General features: G+C 75.3%; 26 protein-coding genes and 1 pseudogene. 16 read left to right on the top strand and 11 right to left on the bottom strand.

What is annotated here, in order from left to right:
- The first annotated feature begins 10 nt into the window (after window positions 1-10).
- A complete protein-coding gene (locus V6V16_RS23980) occupies window positions 11-304 on the top strand; it encodes a DUF6510 family protein (protein ID WP_334565479.1) in 294 nt (97 codons plus the stop codon).
- A gap of 92 nt (window positions 305-396) precedes the next feature.
- The gene (locus V6V16_RS23975; RefSeq protein WP_334565478.1) at window positions 397-930 is read left to right on the top strand and encodes a GNAT family N-acetyltransferase; all 534 of its coding nucleotides are present in this window, start codon (window positions 397-399) and stop codon (window positions 928-930) included.
- 39 nt (window positions 931-969) lie between these two features.
- Here the strand turns inward: V6V16_RS23975 and V6V16_RS23970 are convergent, their stop codons facing one another.
- Window positions 970-1,131 carry a hypothetical protein gene (locus tag V6V16_RS23970; protein ID WP_334565476.1) on the bottom strand — a complete coding sequence of 54 codons (162 nt, stop codon included), beginning with the start codon at window positions 1,129-1,131 and terminating at the stop codon, window positions 970-972.
- A gap of 162 nt (window positions 1,132-1,293) precedes the next feature.
- Here V6V16_RS23970 and V6V16_RS23965 point away from each other — a divergent pair, with 162 nt between their 5' ends.
- Window positions 1,294-3,447: an amylo-alpha-1,6-glucosidase gene (locus V6V16_RS23965; RefSeq protein WP_334565474.1), complete on the top strand. Its 2,154-nt coding sequence runs from the start codon at window positions 1,294-1,296 to the stop codon at window positions 3,445-3,447.
- A gap of 51 nt (window positions 3,448-3,498) precedes the next feature.
- Complete coding sequence (locus tag V6V16_RS23960; RefSeq protein ID WP_334565472.1) at window positions 3,499-4,800, top strand: NAD(P)/FAD-dependent oxidoreductase; 1,302 nt, start codon at window positions 3,499-3,501, stop codon at window positions 4,798-4,800.
- Window positions 4,801-4,841: 41 nt separating this feature from the next.
- Here V6V16_RS23960 and V6V16_RS23955 read toward each other — a convergent pair whose 3' ends face one another.
- A complete protein-coding gene (locus tag V6V16_RS23955) occupies window positions 4,842-5,633 on the bottom strand; it encodes a spermidine synthase (RefSeq protein WP_334565470.1) in 792 nt (263 codons plus the stop codon).
- A 60-nt stretch (window positions 5,634-5,693) separates the two neighbouring features.
- On the bottom strand, window positions 5,694-6,674 hold the full coding sequence (locus V6V16_RS23950) for a DUF2267 domain-containing protein (RefSeq protein ID WP_334565468.1): 981 nt from the start codon (window positions 6,672-6,674) through the stop codon (window positions 5,694-5,696).
- A gap of 212 nt (window positions 6,675-6,886) precedes the next feature.
- On the opposite strand from V6V16_RS23950, the gene V6V16_RS23945 reads away from it, so the two are divergent.
- Window positions 6,887-7,201: a hypothetical protein gene (locus V6V16_RS23945; RefSeq protein ID WP_334565467.1), complete on the top strand. Its 315-nt coding sequence runs from the start codon at window positions 6,887-6,889 to the stop codon at window positions 7,199-7,201.
- A gap of 69 nt (window positions 7,202-7,270) precedes the next feature.
- Here V6V16_RS23945 and V6V16_RS23940 read toward each other — a convergent pair whose 3' ends face one another.
- Together V6V16_RS23940 and V6V16_RS23935 are read right to left on the bottom strand one after the other, a co-directional pair.
- Window positions 7,271-7,615 (bottom strand): STAS domain-containing protein, encoded by a 345-nt coding sequence (locus V6V16_RS23940; RefSeq protein ID WP_334565466.1) that lies wholly within the window; start codon window positions 7,613-7,615, stop codon window positions 7,271-7,273.
- A 55-nt stretch (window positions 7,616-7,670) separates the two neighbouring features.
- Window positions 7,671-8,042: an STAS domain-containing protein gene (locus V6V16_RS23935; RefSeq protein ID WP_334565465.1), complete on the bottom strand. Its 372-nt coding sequence runs from the start codon at window positions 8,040-8,042 to the stop codon at window positions 7,671-7,673.
- Window positions 8,043-8,273: 231 nt separating this feature from the next.
- On the opposite strand from V6V16_RS23935, the gene V6V16_RS23930 reads away from it, so the two are divergent.
- The 5 genes from V6V16_RS23930 (at window position 8,274) to V6V16_RS23910 (ending at window position 12,744) form a co-directional block, all read left to right on the top strand.
- Window positions 8,274-10,034: a PP2C family protein-serine/threonine phosphatase gene (locus V6V16_RS23930; RefSeq protein WP_334565464.1), complete on the top strand. Its 1,761-nt coding sequence runs from the start codon at window positions 8,274-8,276 to the stop codon at window positions 10,032-10,034.
- On the top strand, window positions 10,031-11,092 hold the full coding sequence (locus tag V6V16_RS23925) for a cobalamin B12-binding domain-containing protein (protein ID WP_334565462.1): 1,062 nt from the start codon (window positions 10,031-10,033) through the stop codon (window positions 11,090-11,092). The genes V6V16_RS23930 and V6V16_RS23925 overlap by 4 nt, the downstream gene beginning before the upstream one ends.
- A gap of 84 nt (window positions 11,093-11,176) precedes the next feature.
- Window positions 11,177-11,524, top strand: a complete 348-nt coding sequence (locus V6V16_RS23920) for an STAS domain-containing protein (RefSeq protein ID WP_334565460.1) — start codon at window positions 11,177-11,179, stop codon at window positions 11,522-11,524.
- Window positions 11,525-11,593: 69 nt separating this feature from the next.
- The gene (locus V6V16_RS23915) at window positions 11,594-12,040 is read left to right on the top strand and encodes a response regulator (protein WP_334565458.1); all 447 of its coding nucleotides are present in this window, start codon (window positions 11,594-11,596) and stop codon (window positions 12,038-12,040) included.
- Window positions 12,041-12,198: 158 nt separating this feature from the next.
- Window positions 12,199-12,744, top strand: coding sequence for an ATPase (locus V6V16_RS23910; protein ID WP_334565456.1), 546 nt, complete (start codon window positions 12,199-12,201; stop codon window positions 12,742-12,744).
- Window positions 12,745-12,765: 21 nt separating this feature from the next.
- On the opposite strand, the gene V6V16_RS23905 is transcribed toward V6V16_RS23910, so the two are convergent.
- The 3 genes from V6V16_RS23905 to V6V16_RS23895 form a co-directional block, all read right to left on the bottom strand.
- A complete protein-coding gene (locus tag V6V16_RS23905; RefSeq protein ID WP_334565454.1) occupies window positions 12,766-13,602 on the bottom strand; it encodes a hypothetical protein in 837 nt (278 codons plus the stop codon).
- A 317-nt stretch (window positions 13,603-13,919) separates the two neighbouring features.
- Window positions 13,920-14,348, bottom strand: coding sequence for an OsmC family protein (locus V6V16_RS23900; protein ID WP_091631363.1), 429 nt, complete (start codon window positions 14,346-14,348; stop codon window positions 13,920-13,922).
- A gap of 121 nt (window positions 14,349-14,469) precedes the next feature.
- Window positions 14,470-15,417, bottom strand: a complete 948-nt coding sequence (locus V6V16_RS23895) for a serine/threonine-protein kinase (protein ID WP_334565449.1) — start codon at window positions 15,415-15,417, stop codon at window positions 14,470-14,472.
- A gap of 176 nt (window positions 15,418-15,593) precedes the next feature.
- Between V6V16_RS23895 and V6V16_RS23890 the strand changes: the two genes are divergently transcribed.
- Window positions 15,594-15,827, top strand: coding sequence for a hypothetical protein (locus V6V16_RS23890; protein WP_334565448.1), 234 nt, complete (start codon window positions 15,594-15,596; stop codon window positions 15,825-15,827).
- 33 nt (window positions 15,828-15,860) lie between these two features.
- Here the strand turns inward: V6V16_RS23890 and V6V16_RS23885 are convergent, their stop codons facing one another.
- Window positions 15,861-16,715, bottom strand: coding sequence for an arginase family protein (locus V6V16_RS23885; RefSeq protein WP_334565446.1), 855 nt, complete (start codon window positions 16,713-16,715; stop codon window positions 15,861-15,863).
- Between the two features lie 37 nt (window positions 16,716-16,752).
- On the opposite strand from V6V16_RS23885, the gene V6V16_RS23880 reads away from it, so the two are divergent.
- On the top strand, window positions 16,753-17,439 hold the full coding sequence (locus tag V6V16_RS23880; RefSeq protein WP_334565444.1) for a helix-turn-helix domain-containing protein: 687 nt from the start codon (window positions 16,753-16,755) through the stop codon (window positions 17,437-17,439).
- A 40-nt stretch (window positions 17,440-17,479) separates the two neighbouring features.
- Here V6V16_RS23880 and V6V16_RS23875 read toward each other — a convergent pair whose 3' ends face one another.
- Window positions 17,480-17,875 carry a VOC family protein gene (locus V6V16_RS23875; protein ID WP_334565442.1) on the bottom strand — a complete coding sequence of 132 codons (396 nt, stop codon included), beginning with the start codon at window positions 17,873-17,875 and terminating at the stop codon, window positions 17,480-17,482.
- A 189-nt stretch (window positions 17,876-18,064) separates the two neighbouring features.
- On the opposite strand from V6V16_RS23875, the gene V6V16_RS23870 reads away from it, so the two are divergent.
- From V6V16_RS23870 to V6V16_RS23855, 4 genes and pseudogenes are all read left to right on the top strand, one after another.
- The gene (locus tag V6V16_RS23870) at window positions 18,065-18,214 is read left to right on the top strand and encodes a hypothetical protein (RefSeq protein WP_334565441.1); all 150 of its coding nucleotides are present in this window, start codon (window positions 18,065-18,067) and stop codon (window positions 18,212-18,214) included.
- Between the two features lie 8 nt (window positions 18,215-18,222).
- Entirely contained in the window at window positions 18,223-19,647 is a 1,425-nt protein-coding gene (locus tag V6V16_RS23865; RefSeq protein WP_334565440.1) for a class I SAM-dependent methyltransferase, read from the top strand.
- On the top strand, window positions 19,640-21,754 hold the full coding sequence (locus V6V16_RS23860) for a sulfatase-like hydrolase/transferase (protein WP_334565438.1): 2,115 nt from the start codon (window positions 19,640-19,642) through the stop codon (window positions 21,752-21,754). Before V6V16_RS23865 ends, V6V16_RS23860 begins: the two co-directional genes overlap by 8 nt.
- Before the next feature lie 219 nt (window positions 21,755-21,973).
- Window positions 21,974-23,254: pseudogene (locus V6V16_RS23855) on the top strand (citrate synthase); the annotation flags it as partial.
- 153 nt (window positions 23,255-23,407) lie between these two features.
- On the opposite strand, the gene V6V16_RS23850 reads toward V6V16_RS23855, so the two are convergent.
- On the bottom strand, window positions 23,408-24,280 hold an 873-nt coding region (locus tag V6V16_RS23850), incomplete at its 5' end, for a glycosyltransferase family 4 protein (protein ID WP_334565497.1).

Raw genomic sequence — 24,280 nt, 5'->3', positions numbered from 1 at the left:
GGAGCGGACGATGACCGACACGTCGTACCTGGACGGCAACATGCTCGACGGCCCGCTGCGCGAGCTGTTCGCCGTCGACCTGAGCGCCGCGACCGGGCGGTGCGAGCACTGCGGCACGCTCGGGCCGATGGCCGGCCTGCGGGTCTATCCGCACGCGCCGGGCCTGGTCGGGCGCTGCCCGAACTGCGCCGAGGTGATGCTGCGGCTGGTCCGCTCGCCCGACCACGCCTGGCTGGACCTGCGCGGGGCCACCTTCCTGCGGGTGCCGATGCCGCCGGACCAGCCGCACCCGCGCCCGCTGTGAGGGCGGCGCGCCGGGGGCCCGCCGCTTCGCGTCCCGCCACCGGCCCGTAACCCGCTGGACAACGGCGGGGGCCCCGGCCACAGTGGTTCGCCGTGAGGTATCTGCGGACGGCCGGTTCCGTCGCCATCCGTCGGCCCCGCCCGGTCGACGAGGACGAGTTCGTGGCGGCGGCCCGGCGCAGCCGCGACCTGCACCACCCCTGGCTCGCCGCCCCGGCCGACCCGGCGGCGTACGCGGCGTACCTGCGCAGGATCCGCCGGCGCGACCACGCCGGCTACCTGATCTGCGACCGGGACTCCGGGGCGATCGCCGGCTACGTGAACGTCAACGGGATCCTCATGGGCGCCCTGCGCGGCGGCTATCTCGGCTACGCCGCCTTCCTGCCGTACCACGGCACCGGGCACGCCTCCGCCGGCGTCGGCCTGGTGGTCCGGCACGCCTTCGACACGCTCGGCCTGCACCGGCTGGAGGCGAACATCCAACCGGGCAACGAGCCGTCCCGTCGCGTGGTCCGAAAGCTCGGCTTCCGGCTGGAGGGCTACTCGCCCGAGTACCTCTTCGTCGACGGGGCCTGGCGCGACCACGAACGGTGGGCCGTCACCGCGCCGGTGCCCGCCGGTGGGTAGGCCGGTGGCGGCCCACGGCCCCACCGACCCGTACGGCGCTCAACGCCCCGGCCGCCGCCCCTCGGCCCGCTGGATGTTCAGGCGTTCGAACCGTCCCTGCTTCTGCTCGACGCGCCGGCGCTGCCGGGGCGTGAGCCGCGTGCGGCCGCTCTGCCGCAGGTAGACCGGCTGGCGGTGGTCGTTGGACATCGGCATGCTCACGGCGCTGCCCTCCCGTCGGCTTCCGGTTGGTGGCTGTGGCGCCACCGTGCCCCCGGGGCGGGTGAGGCGACCCCACCCGCCCCGGGTGAGCGGTCGCCGCCCCGCACGATTCACCCGGAGCGGGTGATGACGCGCGGTGATCCTCCTTCCTACCGTGGGGACATGGCTGTCGCGCGTCCGACTCCCGCCGACCCGACCCCGGGCCTGCGGTCCGCCGCCCGGGACAGCGGCGACCAGCGGGCCATGCCGCCCGAGCTCGGCCCGAACTCGCTCGCGGTGCTGAGCGGCCCGACCTTCATGTACTCCGACCCGTGCGGTGACGTGCCCGCGGGCAGCATCGGCGGGCTGGTGCACCTCGACACCCGGCTGCTCAGCGGCTGGGTGCTCACCGTCAACGGCGAGGAGTTGCTGGTGCTGCGGGCCGAGACCATCGACCACTACTCCGCGCAGTACGTGCTGACCAACCCGGCGCAGCCCGACCTGCCGCCGGACAGCCTGGGCCTGCGGCGCCTGCGCTACGTCAGCGACGGCTTCCACGAGCGGGTCGAGATGGTCTCCTTCCGGCCCGAACCGGTCCGGATCGAGCTGCGGCTCTCCGTCGGGGTCGACTTCGCCGACCTCTTCGAGGTCAAGTCCGGCGTCCGGGACCGCTCCGCCGAGATCACCCGCAGCCACGCCGCGGACGGCTCGGAGCTGTGCTTCAGCTACGCCCGGGGGGAGTTCTCGGCCGTGACGCGGGTCTGCTGCTCCCGGCCCGCCGACCGGATCGAGGGCGACGACCTGATCTGGGACGTCACGCTGACGCGCGGGGAGGAGTGGCAGGTCGACCTGCACGTGCCACTGCCGCCGGGGATGGGGGTGGTGGAGCCGGTCCGGGGTGACATCGCCGACGTGTTCCACCGGCGCGCCGACGACCCGGTACGCCGTTGGACCCTGAGCCGGGCCGTGCTGCACAGCGACAGCGAGGCGCTGGAGCGGACGGTCCGGCAGTGCCGCGACGACCTCGCGGCGCTGCGGCTCGACATCGAGGTCAAGGGTCAGCGGATCATGCTTCCCGGCGCCGGCCTGCCCTGGTTCCTCACCGTCTTCGGCCGGGACACCCTGATCACCGCGTACCAGACGCTCGTGGCCGGGCCCGCGCTGGCCAAGGGCGCGCTGCTGGCGCTGGCCCGGTTGCAGGGCCAGAAGTGTGACGACTTCACCGACGAGGAGCCGGGCAAGATCCTGCACGAGGTGCGCAGCGGCGAGCTGACCCGGTCCGGGCAGAAGCCGTACGGGCCCTACTACGGCACCGCCGACGCCACCCAGCTCTGGTTGATCCTGCTCTCGGAGTACTGGCGGTGGACCGGCGACGACGAGACCGTCCGCTTCCTGCGCGGCAACGCCCTCTCCGCCCTGCACTGGATCGACCGGTACGGCGACCGCGACGGCGACGGCTACGTGGAGTACGCCACTCGCTCCCCGGAGGGGCTGGGCAACCAGTGCTGGCGCGACTCCCCGGACGGCGTCTGCTTCGCCGACGGCCGCCTCCCCGTGCTGCCGGTCGCCACCAGCGACCTGCAGGGCTACGCCTACGACGCGAAGCTGCGGCTGGCCGAGCTCGCCGACGGCCCGCTCGCCGACCCCATGCTGGCGCGCCGGCTGCGCACCGACGCCGGCACGCTCTACGAGCGGTTCAACCGCGACTACTGGATCGAGGAGCGCGGCGGTTTCTACGCGGTGGGGCTGGACGGCGACAAGAACCCGATCGACTCGAAGACCTCCAACATGGGCCACCTGCTCTGGAGCGGCATCGTGCCGCCGGAGCGGGCCGGGACGGTCGTGCGCCAACTGATGTCCGAGGACATGTTCTCCGGCTGGGGGGTCCGGACCCTCTCCCGGGAGGAGCGGCCCTACAACGCCCTCGGCTACCACCTCGGCACGGTCTGGCCGCACGACAACTCCATCGCGGCGCTCGGCATGGCCCGCTACGGCTACCGGGCCGAGGCGAACCGGATCGCCCTGGCCATGCTCGACGCCGCCGAGGAGTTCGGCTACCGCCTGCCGGAGGCGATGAGCGGCTACCAGCGCGACCGGCTGCTCTTCGCCGTGCCGTACCCGACCGCGTGCAGCCCGCAGGCGTGGGCGACGGGCACCCCGCTGGCCCTGGTCCGGGCGATGCTCGACCTGAACCCGGTGGACGGCCGGCTGGTCCTCGACCCCGACGTGCCGCAGGAGGTCGGGCGGATCTCCGCCGAGCGGGTGCGGGCGTTCGGGCGGTGCTGGGAGGTGGAGGCGGTCGGGCAGGCCGGGCACGTCCGGCTGGCCGAGTGCTGAATCGTCCGAACCGCCACGTTTGTCCCGCCCCGGGGTGGGAACGGTGCGGCAATGACGAGACCTCGTGTGGTGATCGTGGGGGCCGGGTTCGCCGGTTACCACGCGGCGAAGACGTTGAGCCGGCTGGCCCGGGGCCGGGCCGAGATCGTGGTGCTGAACTCCACCGACTACTTCCTCTACCTGCCGCTGCTGCCCGAGGTGGCCGCCGGCGTGGTCGAGCCGCGCCGGATCTCCGTGCCGCTGGCCGGGACGCTCGACGGGGTCCGGGTGGTCATCGGCGAGGCCGACCACCTCGACCTGCAGAACCGCTGGGTCGGCTTCACCCAGCCGGAGGGGGACCGCAACCGGCTCGCGTACGACCGGCTGGTGCTGGCCGTCGGCAGCGTCAACAAGCTGCTGCCGATCCCGGGCGTGACCGAGTACGCCCACGGCTTCCGCGGCCTGCCCGAGGCCCTCTACCTGCACGACCACGTGGTCCGGCAGATCGAACTCGCCGAGCAGACCGAGGACCCGGCCGAGCAGCAGGCCCGCGCCACCTTCGTCGTCGTCGGCGCCGGCTACACCGGGACGGAGGTGGCCGCGCACGGCCAGCTCTTCACCGACGAACTGGTCTCCCAGCGCCCCCGGCTCAAGATCCGGCCGAAGTGGCTGCTGCTGGACGTCGCGGCCCGGGTCCTGCCCGAGCTGGACAGGCGGATGTCGCAGACCGCGGACCGGGTGCTGCGCCGTCGGGGGGTGGACGTGCGGTTGGGCACCTCGGTGGCGGTCGCCACCGCCGACGGGGTCGAGCTGACCGACGGCGAGTACGTGCCCACCTGCACCCTGGTCTGGTGCGTCGGCGTACGCCCCGACCCCTTCGTCGCCGAACTGGGGCTGCGCACCGAGCGGGGCCGCCTGGTCGTCGACGAGTACCTCAGCGTCCCCGGCTTCCCCGAGGTGTACGCCTGCGGCGACGCCGCCGCCGTGCCGGACCTGACCCGGCCCGGGGAGATCTGCACGATGACCGCGCAGCACGCGCAGCGGCAGGGCAAGCTGGCCGCGCAGAACATCGCCGCCTCCTACGGGCAGGGGCGACGCAGGCCGTACAAGCACCACGACCTCGGCTGGGTGGTCGACCTGGGCGGCAAGGACGCGGCGGCCAACCCGTTGAAGGTCTCGCTGTCCGGGCTGCCCGCCAAGGCGGTCACCCGCGGCTACCACCTGCTGGCGATGCCGGGCAACCGGATCCGGGTGGGCACGGACTGGCTGCTCGACGCCGCGCTGCCGCGACCGGCGGTGCAGCTCGGCCTCGTCCCGGCCAACGCCGTGCCGCTGGAGAGCTCCTCGCCGGAGCTGGCCGGCCGGGCCCGCTGAGCAGCTCGCCGCGGTCCCGCGCGACGCCGGGGCCTGCCGCGTCAGCGCCGGTCGGCAGCGGCGTCCGTGGCGGGACGGGCCCCGGCGACGAAGGCGTCCAGCCCCGCCCCGTGCAGCACGCCGCCGGGCACCGGGTCCCGGGCGACCCGGGCCGCCAACCGGGCCACCGGCAGCCGCCCGGGGCGCGGCGCGGCGGCGAGCACCACGTTGCCGTACCGCCGCCCGCGCAGCATCCGGCGGTCGGCCAGCAGGCAGACGTCGGCGAAGACGGCCCGCAGGGTGGCGGCCTGGACCCGGGCGAAGACCAGCGGCGGCAGGTCGGTCACGTTGACCAGGTAGATCCCGTCGGGGCGCAGCGTCCGGGCCACCTCGGCGACGAACTCGACGCCGCGTACGTGCGCCGGCATCCGGGCCGCCCGGTAGATGTCGGCCAGCACCAGGTCGTTGCCGGCCGGCGGCGCGTCCGTCAGCGCGTCGCGGGCGTCCGCCACCCGGACGTCGATCCCGGCGGGCGGCGCCGGCAGCTCCCGCGCCACCAGCTCCACCACGGCCGGCTCGCGCTCCACGACCAGCTGCGCCGAACCGGGCCGGGTCGCGGCCAGGTAGCGCGGCAGGGTCAGCGCCCCGCCGCCGAGGTGCAGCACGTCGAGCGGGCGGCCGGGCGGCGCCGCCAGGTCGGCCACGGCGGCCATCCGCCGCACGTACTCGAAGTGCAGGTGGCGGGGGTCCACCACGTCGACGTAGGACTGCTCGACGCCGGCCGCGAGGAGCGTACGCCCGCTCGGCCGGGCCGGGTCGACGACCAGCTCCAGCCGCTCCGGGTCGGGCTCCACCCGTCGCAGGCTAGCCGAGCCGCCGGCGGGCCGGCGGGTCGCCCGCCGGCCCGCCCCGGGTCAGCCGCTCGCCATCCCGGCGCCCGCCTCGTCGATCGCCTCGTCGACGGCGTGGGCGAGCTCCACGTCCATCGCCGTGACCGCGTCGGCCTGCCGGGACCGGACGGTCAGCACGGCGGTGCCCGGGTCCGGGCGGCCGATCCGGGGGCCGCGCCCCGTCTGCTGTCGCAACCGGTCGAGGCGGTCCAGCACCCGGTCCAGGTTGTCCGGCGGCAGTTCGACCGTACGGCACAGCCCGTTGCCGTCGCCGGACCAGTACGGCAGCTCACGCAGCGCCTCCCGCAGGTCCGCGTCGTCCAGCTCCGGGGTGGCGCTGCTCGCGCCCACCAGCCCGCCGCCCGCCGCCGGCGGGTCCAGCAGGTCCCGCAGGCCGTCCGGCATCCGCAGCGACTCGACCAGGTCGCCGTCGTGGTCGGAGAGCGCCGCGACCGTCGCCTCCGCCTGGTAGCGGGCCTGCTCCGGCGTACGGCCGCTGATCCGGCCCACCTCGGCCAGGAAGCCGGGCAGGTCCCGGCGCCGCCGGATGCCGTCCACCGGCAGGACGTCGTGCAGCTTCGTCGGCACCGCCGAGAGCAGCCGGCGCCGTTCCGCCTCGTCGAGGGCCCAGGCCAGCACCAGCACGGTCGACTCGACCCCCACCTTGGCCGTCCGGAAGTCCGTCCCGGTGCGGCGGACGACGTCGTCGACCAGCGCGTGGTAGCCGATCGGGGTGCCCTCCGGCGGGTACGGGCCCTCGTCCGGCAGGGGACGCGGGGCCGCCGGTACGCCCGCCGGCGGCGGCGCCGGCCCGCCCCGGGTGCTGTCCGGTTTGTGGTTGATGCCGGCGGGCGGCGGCCCGGCGCGCTTGCCCCGGTCCAGGTGGGTGAGCTGCTTGGAGGCGCTCAGGCTGGCCCCCGTGTCGCTGGCCCGCATGCCGCGTTCGCGGGCCTGGCGGGCCAGCGCCCGGCGGCGCTGGTTGTCGCCCTCCATCTGCTTGCGCATGGTGACACCTCGCTTCCGCTGGTGTTCCCTCGCTTCCGCCGGTCGCCTTCCCACCGCTTCCGGCACCGAAACGGACGCCCGCGGCCGGGCCGGCGCCGTCGCGGCGGGGGCCGGGCAACCTCATCCCGCGGGGGTGAGGGCCCGTCACCCGGGCGGGGCGGACGATCGCGGTGGACCGGAGAACTTCCGACAACGCGGAAGGACAGGTCGTGATGAAGAGGATCGTCGAGATCGTTCCCGCCCGACCCGGGTGGTACGCCCGCTGGCGCCTCTCGCCCGAGGACACCCGGTGCTATCCGGTGAGCCTGTGGGCGCTGCTGGAGGAGGCCGACGGCTCGGGCCGCGAGGTGGTCGGGGTGGACTGCGTCGGGCAGTGGCCCGGAGCGGACGACAACGAGGCGGGTGGGGTGTTCGTCCGCTACCTCTTCCACACGCCCGACTCCGGCGCACCGGAGGACGCCGAACCGCCGTCCACGCGGCAGTTGCGCACCGACGGGCCCCGGCTGCAACCGCTCACCGCGCCCTGAGCCTCACTCCGGCCCCCGGCCCCTGGTCCCAGGGTCGGGGGCCACCCCGCACGCGTGACCCCGGCGGGCTCAGCCGACCTGCTGGACGTCGCCGTCGGCGGCGCGTTCGACGGCCAGCAGCTCGATCAGCCCGGTGCGGTCGAGCAGCTGCTGCAACTGCGGGCCGACCCCGCAGAGCCGGACCGCCCCCGTGCCGCCGCGATGGGCCGTCAGGAGCGCGCTGAGCCCGGAGGAATCGCAGAGACTGACCTCGCCCAGGTCGAACAGGAGCTCCTGGTAGCCGTCGCGGTGCAGCTCGGCGGCGGCGGCGACGAGCTCCGGGGCGGTGTCGAAGTCCAGCTCACCGCGCAGCCGGAGCCGGGCGCGCCCGGCGTCGAGCCGGGTGACCTCGATGGTCAACAGCTGGGCGGTCATGCCGTCATGCTCCCAGCCGCGGGCCCGCACGCAAAGCCGGGGCCGGGGATCGGCGTCACGCCCGGCTGGCGGGGTGTGCGGCGGCATCCTCAGCCGTCGCCGTCCGGTCGCCGGCGGGCCGGGCGAGCAGGCCCGTGACGCCCGTCATGTCGAGGATCGTCTCAAGGAACCGGGGCACGGCGTGCAGCCGCAGGACGGTGCCGCCCTGCTGCCCCTCGCGCCACGCGTGCACGATCACCCCGAGGCCGGTGCTGTCGATGAAGAGCAGGTCGGCGAAGTCGAGGACGAGGGCCGGTGGAGCCTCGACGAGGATCCGGTCCACCTCGGCCCGCAGCGGGCCGGCGGTGGTGTAGGCGAGGTCGCCCCCGACGCGGATGAGGGGCACGTCCGGATCCGACCGGTCGACGGCGACGCTCAACGGAGTCACCGCTGGTCCGCTCCGATGGGACAGCACGATCACGCCTTTCGCAGTCTGCCGAGGGGCAGGGGCGAGGGGATCGTAACAACCCCCGGCGGCCACCGCCCGGCACGCGACAGCCGGTCGCGCGACGGGCGTCGGGTGGCGGTCGGAGCAGGGCGGCGTAGGGTGGATCCAGAGACTTGACCGCGTGTGCCGCCTCACGGTGGTACGGGTTCGACAAGGAGTGGGGCTTAGCTGGTGACTGCTGCCGACGTCCGGGACTGGGATCCCGGCGACGGACGGATCTCCACACCGAGTGCCGTACGGGCCGCGGCGGGATCCGCCGACGCTCCGGCGCGCCCGGCCCCCGCGCTGCCCGTGCTGTCGCCCGACCGGGCGCACGCGACGCCCGACTGGTCGGAGGTCGTCGAGCACTTCCGCGAGGGCCTCGTCGTCTGCGACGCGCGGGGCGTCGTCCAGCATGTCAGCCCGGTCGCCGAGCGGCTCCTGCCCGAGGTCGCCGTGGGCGAGCTGCTGGCGGTGGCCGGCATCGCGGGGCTGACCGGCGACGGCGGGTTCACCCACCACGGCCGCCGGCTGCGCGCCCGCCGGGTGCCGCTGTCGGTCGCGCGCTGCTGCTGGTACGTCGAGGACGTCACCGAGAGCGTCACCCGCGCCGACGCCCTGCTCGCCGAGCGGGCCCGTTCGGCGTTCCTGGCCGTGGTCGGCGAGAAGCTCGGCAACCCCCTGCACCCGGACCGGGCCGCCGCGGCGGTGGTCCGGCTGGCGGTGCCGACGCTGGCCGAGGTGGCGGTGCTGGTGCTGGCTCCCCGTTCGGGGCGGGCCCGCTGGTGGCGGGCCACCCGCACCGACGACGACGCTCCGGTGGTGGACAGCGGCGTGCTGAGCGCCGCCGACCTGCCGCCGGCGATCACCGAAGGGCTGGACGGCGCGGAGCCGCACACCGTCGACTGGCTGGTCGAGCAGGCCGTGGAGGCCGGCTGGCTGCCCGGGCTGGCCCCGGCGGGCTCCTGCGCGCGGGTGGTGCCGCTGCCCGGTCGGGACGCGCCGGTCGCGGTCCTGCTGGTGGCGCGCGGCCTCGTCCGCCCGTACGACGAGGACGACGTGGACCTGGTCCGCGCCTTCGCGGCCCGCGGCGGCGCCGCCCTGACCACCGCGCTGCTCTACCGCGACCAGGCCGAGGTGGCCGACACCCTCCAGGCGAGCCTGGTGCCGGTGGAGCCGGCCGAGGCGGCCGGGGTGCAGTGGGGCACCGCGTACCGGCCGGCCCAGGCCGGCCTGCGCATCGGCGGCGACTTCTACGGGTCGCACCGGCTGGCCGACGGCGGCTCGGTCTTCTTCCTCGGCGACGTCTCGGGCAAGGGCGTCGAGGCGGCGGTCTTCACCGGCCAGCTGCGCCAGTGCCTACAGGCGCTGCACCGGGTGGAGTCGCAGCCGGGGCGTCTGCTGAAGCTGCTCAACGACGCGCTGCTGGAGACCAGCCAGGCCCAGGGCCAGGGGCGGTTCGCCACGATGGTGCTGGGCGTGGTCCGGGCGCAGCGCGAGGGGGGCCTGACCCTCACCATGGCCGGCGGCGGCCACCTGCCGCCGCTGGTGCTGCGCGCCTCCGGCGAGGTCGAGCAGGTCCCGCTCTCCGGCATGCTCGTCGGCGTGGTGCCCGATCCCCGGATCGGCGAGGTGACCGTGCGGCTGGAGCCGGGCGAGACCTGCCTGCTCTACAGCGACGGCGTGACCGAGGCCCGCGGTGGCCGGCGCGGCGACGAGCAGTTCGGCGCGGAGCGGCTGGTGCACGCCGTGACCGACTGCCAGCGGATGCCCGCCCCGGCCCTCGCCGAGCGCGTCGAGCAGGTGACCTGCGACTGGCTGGCACACGGCGACCACGACGACATCGCCGTGCTCGCGCTGCGGGCGACGGGTCCGGGCGGGCGCGCGCCCCGGCACCTGCACGCGGTGCCCGACCCGACCGGGCCCGCCGACCCGAGGGAGAGCAACCCGTGACCGTCGGCCCGATCACCGGGGCCGTCCCGGCCGGTGCCTGGCCCCGCTACCTGGAGTGCCTCCAGGAGGCCGACGAGTACGCCGCCATCGAGGTGGCCACCGGGCTGCTGGCTGCCGGCGTGCCCGCCGAGCGCGTCCTGCTCGACCTGGTCGCTCCCGCCCAGGCCGAGGTGGGGGAGCGGTGGGCGCGCAACGAGTGGAGCGTCGCTCAGGAGCACGCCGCGACCCACATCAGCGAGCGGGTGGTGGCGGCGGTCGCCGCGTACGCCGACTCGCGGCCGACGCGGGGCCGGGTCGTGGTGGCGTGCATGGACGGGGAGTGGCATGCTCTACCGCCCCGGCTCGTCGCCGAGGTGCTGCGGCTGCGGGGCTGGCAGGTCACCTTCCTCGGCGCGAGCGTCCCCGCCGCGCACCTGGTCTCCTATCTGCACCGGCACGACGCGCACGCGGTGGCGCTGGCGTGCGCGTTGCCGATGCGGCTGCCCCACGCGCACCGCATGGTCGAGGCGTGCCGCCGGGCGGACGTCCCGGTGGTGGTGGGGGGCCGGGGCTTCGGCGTGGACGGGCGCTGGGCCCGGCGGCTCGGCGTCGCCTGGGCGCCCGACGCCCCGAGCGCCGCCGATCTGGTCGCCGACGAGCGCGCGCTGCGCCGGGTGGCGCCCGCGGAGCTGTCCCACCTGGCCGACGACGAGTACACCAGCCTGGCCAAGCGGCGCGGCGAGTTGATCGACGGGGCCCTGGCCGACCTGCGGGAGCGGGATCCCTCGACGCGCGACTACACCCCCGCCCAGCTGGATTCCACCGTCAGCGACCTCGGCTACATCGTGGACTTCCTGGCCGCCGCGCTCTATGTCGACGACGGTTCGCTGTTCGCCGAGTTCGTCGACTGGCTCGTCGAGATCCTCACCAGCCGCGGTGTGCCGGCTCCCGTGCTCGGTCTGACTCTGGAACACTACGGACGGGTGTTGCGCGACTTTCCCCGGGCCGCCCGGTTCCTCGACGCGGCCGGGGCCTCCGTGGCCGCGGTGGCCGCGGCGGGCGGCTCCCGGGACAGCTGACGCCGGTGCGGTCCTGCCCGTGGCTCCTGCTTATACTTGCTGCACTGCAAGCATCCGCCTGCGGTGGAGCGAAGGGGACCACGGGTGACGTTCACCGTCACGTGCGCCGACCGGGACGGCGGAGGGGCATGTCTTCGGCTGGCCGGTGAACTCGACCTGAGCACCGCGCCCGAGCTCAACTCCGTCATCGACCGGCTGGTCGAGGGCGGCGAGCGCCACCTGCTGGTGGACCTGTCCCAGCTCACCTTCTGCGACTCCACCGGCATCGCGGCCTTCGTCCGGGGCGACAACCGCGTCGCCGCCGACGGCGGTTGGCTGCGGCTGACCGGCGCCAGCGGCCGGGTCGACCGGGTGCTCCAGGTCACCGGGCTCGCCCAGGTGCTGAGATACGAGCCCGGCGCCGCCGACCCGGCGGCGCGGCACGTCGGTTGATGGGCTAGATTTCCCCGCCGGCACAGCGCCTCGAGGTTCCTCCGTTCCACCGACACGAAGCAGGTATTGATGGGTGCAGAAAGCCCTAGTCCGGTTCGCATCCTCGTGGTGGACGACGACCCGGGTGACGTGCTCATGATCGAGGAGGCCCTCGCGGACTCCGACGTCGAGAAGATCATCGACGTCGTCAGCGACGGCCAGGAGGCGATGGAGTTCCTGCGTCGCGAGGGGCGCCACGCCGACGCCCGGCGGCCGGACGTCATCCTGCTCGACCTGAACATGCCCCGGATGGACGGGCGGCAGGTGCTCGGCGAGGTCAAGAGCGACGAGGACCTGCGGACCATCCCGATCGTCGTACTGACCACCTCCAACGCCGACACCGACATCGTGGGCAGCTACACGCTCCAGGCCAACGCCTACGTGACCAAGCCGATCGACCTGGACGACTTCAACGACGTGGTGCACCGGATCGACGAGTTCTTCGGCCGGGTGGTCGTGCTCCCGAAGCGCTCCTAGCCGACCGGGCGCGCCGGCTGGGCCTGCGGGCGCCGCGGCTGCCCGGATCCCCGTGGCGTCCGCATGCTGAACATTTTTCCCGAACCCCCTCGGCCGTCCTGGCGAGCGCAGAGGATCCAGGGGAAGGGAAGCATCAGCTGCCTGGGGGGGGCGACAGTATGAGGTTCTCCGTCGTTGGGTCCGGCTACGACCAGCGGCAGGTCGATTCCTGCCTGGACGAGATCGGCGTCCGGTTGACCCGGCTCGCCGCCCGGGCGGAGGGCGCCGCCCGAGCCGGCCGCGTGTGGGACGAGATCCGCGACGAGGCGGCGGGGCTGCGCGGCCTGCTCCACCGGCTGGACCTCGGCGACCCCGGCCGCTCCGGGCGCGACGCGGGGGCCGCCGAGCGCGAGGCGGCCGACCTGTTGGCCCGGGCGCGGGTCGAACTCGACGCGGCCCGGGAGGAGGCCCGCCAGGTGCGCGAGCGGGTCTACGCCGAGGCGGTGCAGGCCCGACGGGACTTCGAGGCGGCGCTGTACGCGCGGCGCCGGCGCGCGGACCGGGTGGACCGGATCCTCGACGGCCTGACCGTCGAACCGGTCCCGGCGGACACCCCGACCGCCGCGGCGGGCGTGCCCGGCGGCGTGCCGGCGACCCGGATCGCCGGCGGCGGTGGCGCGGACGCGTCGAGTGATCCCCCGGGCGGTCGCGCCGGTATCCGCTGACCGTCGCCCGGAAGCGGGTGGTCAGGTCAGCGCGGCGACGACCGTCGTGGCCAGCCCCTCGTGCTGGGCGTACGCGTCGGGGTAGGCCGAGACCTGGACGGCCTGGGCCGCGCCGGCCACGCTCATCTGCTGCCAGCCGGGAACCTCTCGCAGCGCCTCGTAGAAGGCGCGTGCGGCGTACGAGGGGCGCATCAGCTCGCGGACGGTGCCCCAGCCGCTGCTCGGGCGCTGCTGGAACAGCCCCACCGAGTCGTGGTCCGAGCCGCTGCCCTGGTGCGGGTACCGGGTCGACTCCGGCAGCACGTCGCTGGCGAGGTTGTAGAGGCGGCTCTCCTGCATCGCCGTCGAGACGGCGACCACCAGGGCGCGGCGGGGCATCTTCAGCTCGACGCCCACGTCGACGATGATCTTGGCGTTGTCCATCTGGACCTGGGTGAGCCCGGCCACCGGGCGTGGGCGGGGCGGCTTCGCCGGCTTGCGCGGCGGCTTGCGGGTGGCAGAGGGCGTCGGCCTCGGCGACGGCGGGGGGCTGAGCGTCGGGGTGGGGGAGGCGGCCCGGTCCAGGGAGCGCGAGGCGCGGCCGTCGTCGACGGCCCGCTCGACCAGTGCCTCGGCCACGGGCTCCGGCGCGGCGTCGGCGTCGTCGCGCGTGCCGGCGAACGCGGCCACGCCGAGGCAGCAGGTCACACCGGTGGCGAGCGCGACCCGGACGGGGGTCGAGGCGAGCAGGCCGCCACGACGCTGCCGATCGGGAGCGCGGTGACGGCCGATCGTCCGTTCGGTGGAGGCGGGGTCGGCCGGGTGGGTGGCCGGTCGATCCTGGGTCAGCTTCTGGTCGATGGGGGCGTCGGGGTGCACCCGCCGAGGCTAGAAAGTCGATCCCGCTTTGCCATCGGCCTGGTTGGTGGCGTACGCCACAATTTGCGGCGATCCACCGGGAAAAACCCCTCAACGGGTCAGCAAAGCCGCCGATCGAGCTTATCCGCTATACCGTCCATGCCTGATATTCCCGCATAGGTCGGGCGAATCTTGGATCTTGTGGTGTCCGGCGCGGCGGCGGGGGACGCCCTCCACCGAACGGTGGAGCCGACCCCGTCGCTCGGGCCCGCCGCCGCTCCGCCGAGCGGGCGCCCAGCTCCGCCCGCACCGCGTCAGTGCCGGTCGCCCGCGCCGCCTCAGTGCCGGCCGTTCTCGGCCGGGGTGACGGTGAGCCGGTGCCGGCTGCCGTCGCCGCTGGAGAAGGGCCACAGCCGGTCCGCGTGCTCGACCAACTCGGCCAGCTGCTGGCGGGTGAGCCCCGCGGACGAGATGGAGGCGTGCACGTCGGCCCGGTACCGGCCGTCGTCGTCGCGGCCGAGCTTCGCCTCCGCGCGTACCTGCACGGTGTGCGCCTCGTCGGTTATCTCGCCCGCCGCCTCCACCGCGGCGTGGTGCAGGCACGACGCGAAGGCCGCGGCGAGCAGTTGCTCCGGGGTCAACCCCGAGCAGTGTGGCGCCAGTGGGGACGCGAGGGCCGTGGAGAGCCCTCCGTCGTCGGTGCGTACGTGGCCGCCCTCGGCGGTCGCGGTGGCCGTCTCGTTCAGCCAGGAGCTCGATTCCGGCATCGCGTTCCTCCCGTCGCTCACTCGCCGGACTTCCCGACGCCGGGGCGGCGAAACGCCGGTGGCCGGTCGGCGGCGGACGGAACCGCGTCGGCGGGAGGCGCGACGTGGAGCTGGGACGGGCTCAGCCCGCCCGGGTGGACCAGTCGGGGACCGGAGCCGCCTCGGTCGCCTCGGCCGCGGCCCGGTCGGTCCACGCCGACACCCCGCCGTCGCGCTGGCGGGGCGGCGTCAGCTGCCGTATCGGCACGTACACCCGGGCATCCACCGCCTCGGCCAGCAGCAACGCGGCCACCAGGCTGGTCGGCCGGTCGGCCGGGTCGTCGGCCAGGCAGTCCGCGCAGAGCTCGGCCACCTCCGGCGGCAGCCCCTCGATCTCCGGCAGCGGCGCCGGCGGTTGCCGCCGCCGCACGCCGAGCAGTTGGGTCGCCGTGTCCCCCCGGTACGGCAGTCGCCCGGTCAGGCAGTAGTAGAGCAGGACGCCGAGGGCGTACATGTCGGCGGCCGGCGTGGCCGGCGCCCGGTCCAGCTGCTCCGGCGCGAGGTAGGCCGGCGTGCCGACCACCATCCCCTCCGGGGACTGGTCCGGGGTGCCGGAGGGGGCGGCGATGCCGAAGTCGAGCACCTTCACGCCGGCGGGGGTCAGGATCACGTTGGCCGGCTTCACGTCGCGGTGCACGATGCCGTGCGAGTGGGCGGCGGCCAGGGCGGCGCTCACCTCGGCGCAGACCCGTACGGCGATGCGCCAGTCCAGCGGCCCGACCCGCAGGTGCGCGGCCAGCGTCTCGCCCTCGGCCAGCTCCATGACGATGTAGGGCACCCGGCCCTCGGGTCCCGTCCCGCAGGTGCCGAAGTCGTGCACGAAGGCCACGTTGGGGTGCACGAGCCGGGCCGCGGAGCGGGCCTCCGCGCGGATCCGCTCCAGGGAGGCGTCCTGCCCCTCCTGCCCGGGGGACATCACCTTGACCGCGACCGCCCGGTCCAACACCGCGTCGTGGGCCCGCCAGACCTCCGACATGCCGCCGATGCCGATGCGCTGTTCGAGCCGGTACCGCCCGTCCAGCGTTCTCATCGGCCGCTCCCTGCCTCGTGGCCCGTCCCACGACGGGTCGCCAAGGGTGCGGTACCCGAGCTCCGATCAGGGCAAACCGCCGGCGGATCCGGGCGGGCCGTCCCCGACTACGGTAGCTTGCGAGCCAGGGCGTCAGGCTCGGGTGTCGGGCGGTACGCGGGAGGACGGGCGCGCGGATGAGCGAGGTGACCGTACGCTTCGTCGGGGGCCCGGCCCACGACCTGGTGCGGGCGTTGCCCGCCGAGCCCGACGGCGCCCCGCCCGCGCACTGGATCCTGCGCCACCCCGACGGCGTCGCGGCGGCGCCCGGCGGCGGACCCGACCACCTCTACCGACGCGAGCAGCCCGTCGGTGGCGGCACCTGGACGATGCGCTTCGTGCACACGTACCCGGTGGGCATGACCGAATGAGGACGTCCGGGGCGGCCGACCCGGTGGCGGCGCTCAGTCGGCCAGCAGCTCGGCAAGGGCGCGCACGATTCGCTCGGCGTGCCGGCCGTCGGGGTCCTCGTCGGCGTTGAAGTCGGTGACGCTCATCCCGATCAGCCGGCCCGAGTGCACCAGCGGCCGGGCGAGCGCGGTCAGGTCGGCCCACTCCAGGCCGCCCGGCTCGGGGTAGCTGACGGCCGGCAGCGCGAGCGGGTCGAGTACGTCGAGGTCGAGGTGCAGCCAGGCCGGGGTCGTGCCGGCGGCGAGATCCCGGCCCGCCGAGGCCGCGTCGGGGCCGTGCAACCGGGCGGCCGCCACCAGGCGGACGGCCGGGTCGACCCGGGAGGCCTCCCTTCCCTCGGGGGCGACCCGGTCGAGCGGCCGGTGGCCGAGCACGTGCACCTGGTCGGGGTCGACCAGCGGTCCCTCCCGGTCGAGGACCCCCGCCGGGCCGTGGTCGGTGACGATCGAGAGGTCCATGTCCGCCGCCTCGCCGCTGGGTGAGGTCCGGCCGTCCTCGAAGTCCAGGTGGGCGTCGAGGAACCACAGGTCGAAGCCGGCCGGCAGCCCCTGCAACGTGCCCGGCAGGATCGCGCAGTCGCCGCCGAGCACCAGCGGTTGCCGCCCCGCGCCGAGCAGCTCCGTCACCCGTACGGCCAGCGCGCGGCTGGCGCGCCGCACCTGCTCGACGCCGATCACGCCGGTCTCCCGGTCCCGCACCGGGTCGGTGACCAGGGCGTCGACCTCGCCGGCGTCCGCCGCGCCCACCCGCTCCAGCAGCCCGGCGGCCCGCAGCGCCGCGGGGGCCCGCCGCTCGCCCCGGCCGCGTCCGGAGGAGTCGAGCGGGGCGTCCAGCACCGACCATCGCACCTTCGGAGGCTAGCCCGGTCGTGGCAGGCTGGGCGGCATGTACCGGGAACGTCCCGCCGGGTTCGCCGGCGCCGTGCTCTGGACCAGCGCCGCGGCGGCGGGCGCCGCGCCGACCCGGGTGCTCCCCGACGGCTGCGTCGACCTGCTCTGGTCGAGCCGCTCGGGGCTGGTGGTGGCCGGGCCGGACCGCACGGCCCACGTGAGCGGCGGCGGGCCGGCGCAGCGCTGGGTGGGGCTGCGGCTTCCCCCGGGCACCGGCCCCGCCGTGCTCGGCGTGCCGGCTGTCGAGCTGCGCGACCGGCGCGTCGCCCTGGCGGACCTGTGGGGCGAGCGGGAAGCCTCCCGGCTGGCGCGGCGGGTGGAGGCCGCCCCGGCCGCCGCGCTGGCGGAGATCGCCGTACGGCGGCTGCGCGCGGCCGGCGGACCCGATCCGCTCGGGGCCCGGGTCGCCGCCGCGCTGGCCGGCGGGGCCACCGTCGCCGCGACCGCCGCCGAGGCCGGCCTCGACCCGCGCGCCCTGCACCGCCGCTGCCGGCACCTGTTCGGGTACGGCCCGAAGACCCTGGCCCGGATCCTGCGGATGCGGCGGGCGCTGGCGTTGGCCCGAGCCGGCACCCCGCTGGCCGAGGTGGCGGCGCGGGTGGGCTACGCCGACCAGGCCCACCTCACCCGTGACGTGCGGGACCTCGCCGGGGTGCCGCCCACCGTCCTGCTGTCGCGCTGACCCCGCGCGGGCCGGGCGAGGCGCCCGAGGGGCCCGCGTGTCAGGGCCGGGGGAGCGGGGCGAAGAGGTCGACGGCGTTGCCGTCCGGGTCGCGCACCACCGCGTACCGCTGGCCCCAGAAGGCGTCCCACGGGGGCAGGTGGCCCGGGTGCCCCTCGGCCACCAGCTCCGCGTAGAGCCGGTCCACCTCGGCCGGGTCGGCGCAGCGGAAGGCGAGACCGGCCCCGCCACCGCCGCCGGGCTTCCAGTCGGGGTCGAAGGAGCGGACGGTCTCGGCGGTGTCCCAGGCCAGTCGGAGCCCTCCGGGCAGGGTGATCTCCACGTGCGGGTCGGTGTCGGCGTCGGCCGGGATGTCGAGACCGAGCCGCCGGTAGAAGGCGAGGGAGCGGGACAGGTCGCCGCTGACGATGCCGATGAGATCCAGTGTCGGTGCCATGGCCACCACCGTAGGGCCGCTCGCGCCGGCCGTCTTGAACGAAACGGACGCCGGACGGACTGCCGGGTGTGCCCCGCACGAACCGGACGACCGGCGTAGCGTGTAGACAAGTCCGGCTTTCCGGGCAAATCCCCCACGGGGTCATGCCCGCGTACGCCGGTGTCCAGAACGCGAGGGAAGGAGTGCCCGGTGGAACACCTGGCCTACCTGGACGCGGGGTCCGGCAGCCTGATCGTGCAGGCGGTGGTCGGCGGGGTGGCCGGCGCGGCGGTGGCGGCCAAGCTCTACTGGCGGCGACTCGTCGACCGGTTCCGTCGCCACCCCACCGACCAGCGCTGACCCGGGCGATGGCGACCTCCCGTACCGGCCTGCGTGCCGAGCCCGGCTCGTTCCGCGACCCCGCCAACCGGGTCTTCCACCTCGACGGCGAGGTGTTGCGCGGGCTCGACGAGCAGGCCGCGGGGCAGTGGCGCGCGCTGGCCGCCAGCACCTTCTTCCCGCCCCTGCTCGCCGCCGGGAAGGTCTGCGGCACCGAGGCGGTCGAGGCGCCGGGGGCACCCGCCGGGCAGCGGTGGGCCGCCGTGCTACGACACGAGCGCATCCCGTTCGTCTCGCACCCGTACGAGTGGTCCTTCAGCATGCTGAGGGACGCGGCCCTGCTGCACCTGGAGATCCTGCGGGCGGCGTTGCCGGCCGGGTTCAGCACGAAGGACGGCTCGGCCTACAACCTCCAGTTCCGCGGCGCGGAGCCGGTCTTCATCGACGTCGGGTCGTTCACCCCGGCGCGCGACGGCGAACCGTGGGCCGGGTACCGGCAGTTCTGCCAGACGCTGCTTTACCCGCTGCTGCTCGGGGCCCACCTGGGGCTGGACTTCCAGCCCTGGCTGCGGGCCCGGGTCGACGGCATCGAGCCCGACCAGATGCGCCGGCTGTTCGGCGGCGCCCGCCGCCTGCTGCCCGGGGTGCCCACCCACGTGCACCTGCACGACGCGATGCAGCGACGCAACGCGCGGGCCAGCACCGCCGACGTCCGGTCCCAGCTGCGGGCCGCCGGCTACTCCCGCGAGCTGACGCTGGCCACCGTACGCGGGATCGAGAAGCTCGTGCGGCGGCTGGAGCACCGCCCCCCGGCCAGCCACTGGCTCGACTACCAGCGCACCTGCGCCTACAGCGCCGAAGACCGCTCCGCCAAGGAGCGCTTCGTCGCCGAGGCGCTGGCCGACGGGGCGCGGCCCCGCCTGGCGCTGGACCTCGGCGCCAACGACGGCCGGTACGCCCGCCTCGCCGCCCGGCACGCCGACTACGTCGTCGCGGTCGAACAGGACCCGGCCGTGCTCGACGGGCTCTACCGGGACCTGCGCGCGGAGGGCGAACGGCGGATCCTGCCCCTGGTGATGGACCTCGCCGACCCGTCGCCCGGCGGCGGCTGGCGCGGCGCGGAACGGGCCTCGTTCGCCGACCGCGCCGGGGCGGAGGCGATCCTCGCCCTGGCCGTGGTGCACCACCTGGCGATCGGGCGCAACGTGCCGCTGCCCGAGGTGCTGGACTGGCTCGTGGGGCTCGGCGCACCCGGCGCGCGGATCGTGGCGGAGTTCGTCCATCCCGGGGACCCGATGGCCCGGCGGCTGCTCGCCAACAAACCCGAGGGGATCTTCCCCGACTACCGGCGGGCCGAGTTCGAGCGGCTGCTGGCCGCGCGCTGCCGCATCGTCCGCCGACTCGACCTGCCCTCGGGCACCCGGACGCTCTACGCGGCGGTAACGGGTGGCTGAGCCGGCGCCCGGCGGGGCGTCCGCGCCCGGCCCGACGCCCCGCCGGCCGGCGTGGCCCGGCCGGCGCTCAGCGCTCGGTCGGCGTGGCCGGCCCGACCGGCGCCAGGCGCCCGCCCGGCGCACCCGGCTCGGCTGGCGGAAGGAGCTCGGCCGGCTGGCCGAGCTGGCGGGCCTCCTCGGCCTCGTCGTCACCCAGCCGCTGCTGGACGTGCTCGGGCGCAGCCCCGACTTCTTCCTGTTCCACCGGGCGGAACCCGGCGAGATCCTGCTGCTGGTGGCGTCGGTCGCGCTGCTGCCCACCGTCGCCGTGGCGCTGCTCGGCGCGCTGTCCCGGCTCGCCGGGCGCGCCGCCCGCTCGGCGACGCACACCCTGCTGGTCGGGCTGCTGCTCGCCGCGCTGGCCGTGCAGGTCGGCCGGTACGGCACGCCGCTGCGGGGCGTACCGCTGCTGCTGGCCGCCGGGCTGCTCGGCGCAGCCGGCGCGGCCGCCCACCGGCGGTGGCGCGCGCCCGGGCGCACGCTGCGGCTGGCCGCGGCCGGGCCGCTGCTCTTCGTGGGGCTGTTCGTGTTCGCCTCGCCGACCTCGACGGTGGTGCTGCCCCGGGGCCAGGGCGGCGCCGCCGGGACGGCCGGGCCGGGCCACCATCCGCCGGTGGTCGTGCTGGTCCTCGACGAGCTGCCTCTGGTCTCCCTGCTCGGCCCGGACGGGCGGGTGGACGCCACCCGGTTCCCCCACTTCGCCGAGCTGGCCGCGGGCTCCACCTGGTACCGCAACGCCACCGGGGTCAGCGGCTGGACGCCCTACGCGCTGCCGGCGATGCTCACCGGCCGGTACCCGGAGCGCGCGGCGGCGCCGCACTACTCGCAGTACCCGGACAACCTCTTCACCGCCTTCGGCGGCCTCTACGACGTCCGCGCCGAGGAGAGCATCACCCGGCTCTGCCCGCCCAGCCGCTGCGAGCGGCCGGTCAGCCCGCAGCAGGGGACGGGCGTGCTCCTGCGGCGGGCGGGCGGGCTGCTGCGCCAGCTCGCCGCCCCGGTCGACAGCCGCGTCGATCCGGAGGACTCCTACCGGGAGCGCACGGCGGCGGAGGCGGGCATCGACGCCGCCGAGCCGGTACCGGCGGACCCGAAGTTCCGCTGGGACAGCCTGGACGACAACCAGCCGGCCCGGTTCACCGGCTTCCTGGCCGGGCTGCGCCCCGCGTCCCGGCCCACGCTGCACTTCCTGCACCTGCTGATGCCGCACTCGCCGTGGGCGTACCTGCCGTCGGGGGCGCGCTACGACGCCCCGGAGGACCTGCCGAGCGACGGTACGGGCTGGACGGAGCTGGCCCGCCGACGGCACCTCGCGCAGCTCGGCTACACCGACCGGCTGATCGGGCAGACCCTGCGGACCCTGCGGGCCACCGGCCTCTACGACCAGGCTCTGCTCGTGGTGACCGCCGACCACGGCGTCAGCTTCACCCCGGGCGCGCAGGGGCGCGGCATGGACGCCATCCGGACCGCACCCGGCGAGGTGGCCTGGGTGCCGACGTTCGTCAAGACCCCCGGCCAACGCGCCGGGCGGGTCGACGACCGGAACTGGCAGCACGTCGACCTGCTGCCCACCCTCGCCGACGAGGCCGCCGTCCGGCTCCCGTGGCCCGTCGACGGCCGCTCCGCCCGGCAGGCCCCGCGCGCCGAGGCCGGAAAGGTCTTCTACGACCGTCCCGGCGAGCCGACCCCGGTCGCCGGCGGCGTGCCGGCCCCCGTCGCGCCGCCCGCGCCCCATCCGCTGGTGGGCACCGCCGTCGGCGACCGCCCGCGCGGAGGCACCGCCCGCGTCGCCGACCTGGCCGCGTTCGCCGCGGTGGATCCGGACACCGGGCGGCTGCCGGCCGCCGTCTGGGGCGACGTGCCGGACGACGTACCCGACGGCACCCCGCTGGCGATCGCCGTCAACGGCCGGGTCGGCGCGGTCGTGCCGGTGGTTCCCCGCGACGCCGGTGGCCGCCGCTTCGCCGCCCTGCTCGCCGACGACCGGCTCTTCCGCGCCGGCGCCAACCGCCTCGACGTCCTCCGGGTGGCCGCCGACGGGTCGCTGCGCCGCCTCGACCTCTCCTGACGGGCCCGCCGGGCGGGCGGCGGAAGCCTCGGGACGGTAGCGTTCCCACGCCCCGTCCGGGGCCGCTCGCCCGGAATGGGCGGGTTTCCCGGCCCGCCGGTCGGGAAACGCGTGACGCATGCCTCACCCCCGAGCCACGACGGGCGGTATCTCCTCGGCCGTGATTACGGTAAAAGCGAAGGCAATTCAACGCAGATCTGCCGGCGAAGCGAGGGAAACATGACGGAAGTCAAGCTCGATCACCCCGGTGGGCAGCTTTCGATGCCGGTGCAATCCGCGGTCGAGGGCCCCGCCGGCATCGGAGTGGGCAAGCTGCTGAGGGAAACCGGGATGACGACGTACGATCCCGGCTTCGTCAACACCGCGGCGTGCTCGTCCGACATCACCTACATCGACGGCGACGCGGGGATCCTGCGTTACCGCGGTTACCCGATCGAGCAGCTCGCGGAGAAGTCCTCCTTCCTGGAGGTCTCCTACCTGCTGATCTACGGTGAGCTGCCCACCCAGCAGCAGCTGACCGAGTTCACCGAGCGGATCCGCCGGCACTCCCTGCTGCACGAGGAGATGCGCCGGTTCTTCGACGGCTTCCCCCGCGACGCGCACCCGATGGCGGTGCTCTCCTCGGCCGTCAGCGCCATCTCGACCTTCTACCAGGACAGCCTGGACCCGTTCGACTCCTCCCACGTCGAGATGTCCACGGTGCGGCTGATGGCGAAGGTGCCCACCATCGCCTCGTACGCGTACAAGAAGTCGATCGGCCAGCCGCTGCTCTACCCGGACAACTCCCTGGGCTACGTGGAGAACTTCCTGCGGATGACCTTCGGTGTGCCGGCGGAGCCGTACGAGGTCGACCCGGTGATGGCCAAGGTGCTGGACATGCTGTTCATCCTGCACGCCGACCACGAGCAGAACTGCTCCACGTCGACCGTGCGGCTGGTCGGCTCCAGCAACGCCAACCTCTTCGCCTCGGTCTCCGCCGGGGTCAACGCGCTCTTCGGCCCGCTGCACGGCGGCGCCAACCAGGCCGTGCTGGAGATGCTGGAGAAGATCCAGGCCGACGGCGGCGACGTCGGGTCCTTCGTCCGCAAGGTGAAGGACAAGCAGGACGGCGTGAAGCTGATGGGCTTCGGCCACCGGGTCTACAAGAACTACGACCCGCGCGCGGCGATCGTGAAGAAGGCGGCCCAGGACGTGCTCGGCCGGATGGCCAAGCCGGACCCGCTGCTGGACATCGCCATGCAGCTGGAGGAGATCGCCCTCGCCGACGACTTCTTCGTCTCCCGCAGGCTCTACCCGAACGTGGACTTCTACACCGGCCTGATCTACAAGGCCATGGGCTTCCCGACCAAGATGTTCACGGTGCTCTTCGCGCTGGGCCGGCTCCCCGGCTGGATCGCCCAGTGGCGCGAGATGATCAACGACCCGGAGACGAAGATCGGCCGGCCGCGGCAGATCTACACCGGCGCGCCCGAGCGGGCGTACGCCCCGCTCGGCGAGCGTCGACGCGCCGGCCCGTACGGCCGGCGAGGCCCCCGGAGCCGCCCGGGGCCGCGGCCCTTCCCCGTCTCGTGCTCCGTGCCGACCGCCCACGGCCGCCGGCGCGCGAGGGCCCGCCCCGTCGCCGTGGCGGCGGGAGCGGGCCCGGCGTACGGCTCAGCGCAGGCCGGCGGCGGCCAGCAGGTTGCCCTCGGCGACGGCCGGGACGGCGCGGCCCCGGGTCACCCGCTCGGCGGCGAACGCACCGGCGGTGGCCATCGCCCCCGCGTAGGCGGCGGCCGTACGCTGCGCGATGGCCGCCCAGCCGTACCGCTCGTGCACCATGACGCGGGCGCGGCGGGCGAGTTCGCGGGCCCGCTCCCGGTCCGACAGCAGCGCGTGCACGGCGTCGGTCAGCCCGTCCGGGTCGTGCGGCCGGAAGGTCATCCCGGTCACCCCGGGCTCGACGATCTCGGCGAGCCCGCCGGTCGCGGCGACGGCCAGGGGCGCGCCGGCGGCGGCGCCCTCCAGGGCCACCATGCCGAACGGCTCGTAGATGCTCGGCACGGCGAAGCAGTCCGACGCGGCCATCACGGCGGGCAGGTCGGTGCCGCCGAGGAAGCCCGGGAGGCTGACCGTGCCGCCGAGGCCCAGCCGGTGCACCTCGGCCTCCAGCTCGCCGCGGTACGGCCCGTCGCCGACGATGACCGCGCGCAGCCCGGGGTGCCGCTCGCGCAGCCGGGGCAGGCCGGCGATCAGGTGCTGCACGCCCTTCTCGTAGACCAGCCGGCCGGCGAAGGTGACCAGCGGCCCGTCCCCGGCGAAGTGGGCGCGCGCCTTCGCCACCGCGGCCGCCGGGACCCGCCAGCGGTGCGGCTCCACCCCGTTGGGCACCACGTCGACCCGGCCCGCCGGCACGCCGAAGAGGCCGGTCACCTCGTCGCGCATGTAGCCGGAGCAGACGATCACCCGACCCGACTCGCCGGCCAGCCAGTGCTCGACGCCGTGGATGGTGCGGTTCATCTCCTCCGGCAGCCAGCCCTGGTGCCG

Source organism: Micromonospora sp. CPCC 205561 (genome assembly GCF_036906775.1).
Lineage (GTDB): Bacteria > Actinomycetota > Actinomycetes > Mycobacteriales > Micromonosporaceae > Micromonospora.
This window is presented reverse-complemented; position numbering and strand designations above follow the sequence as displayed.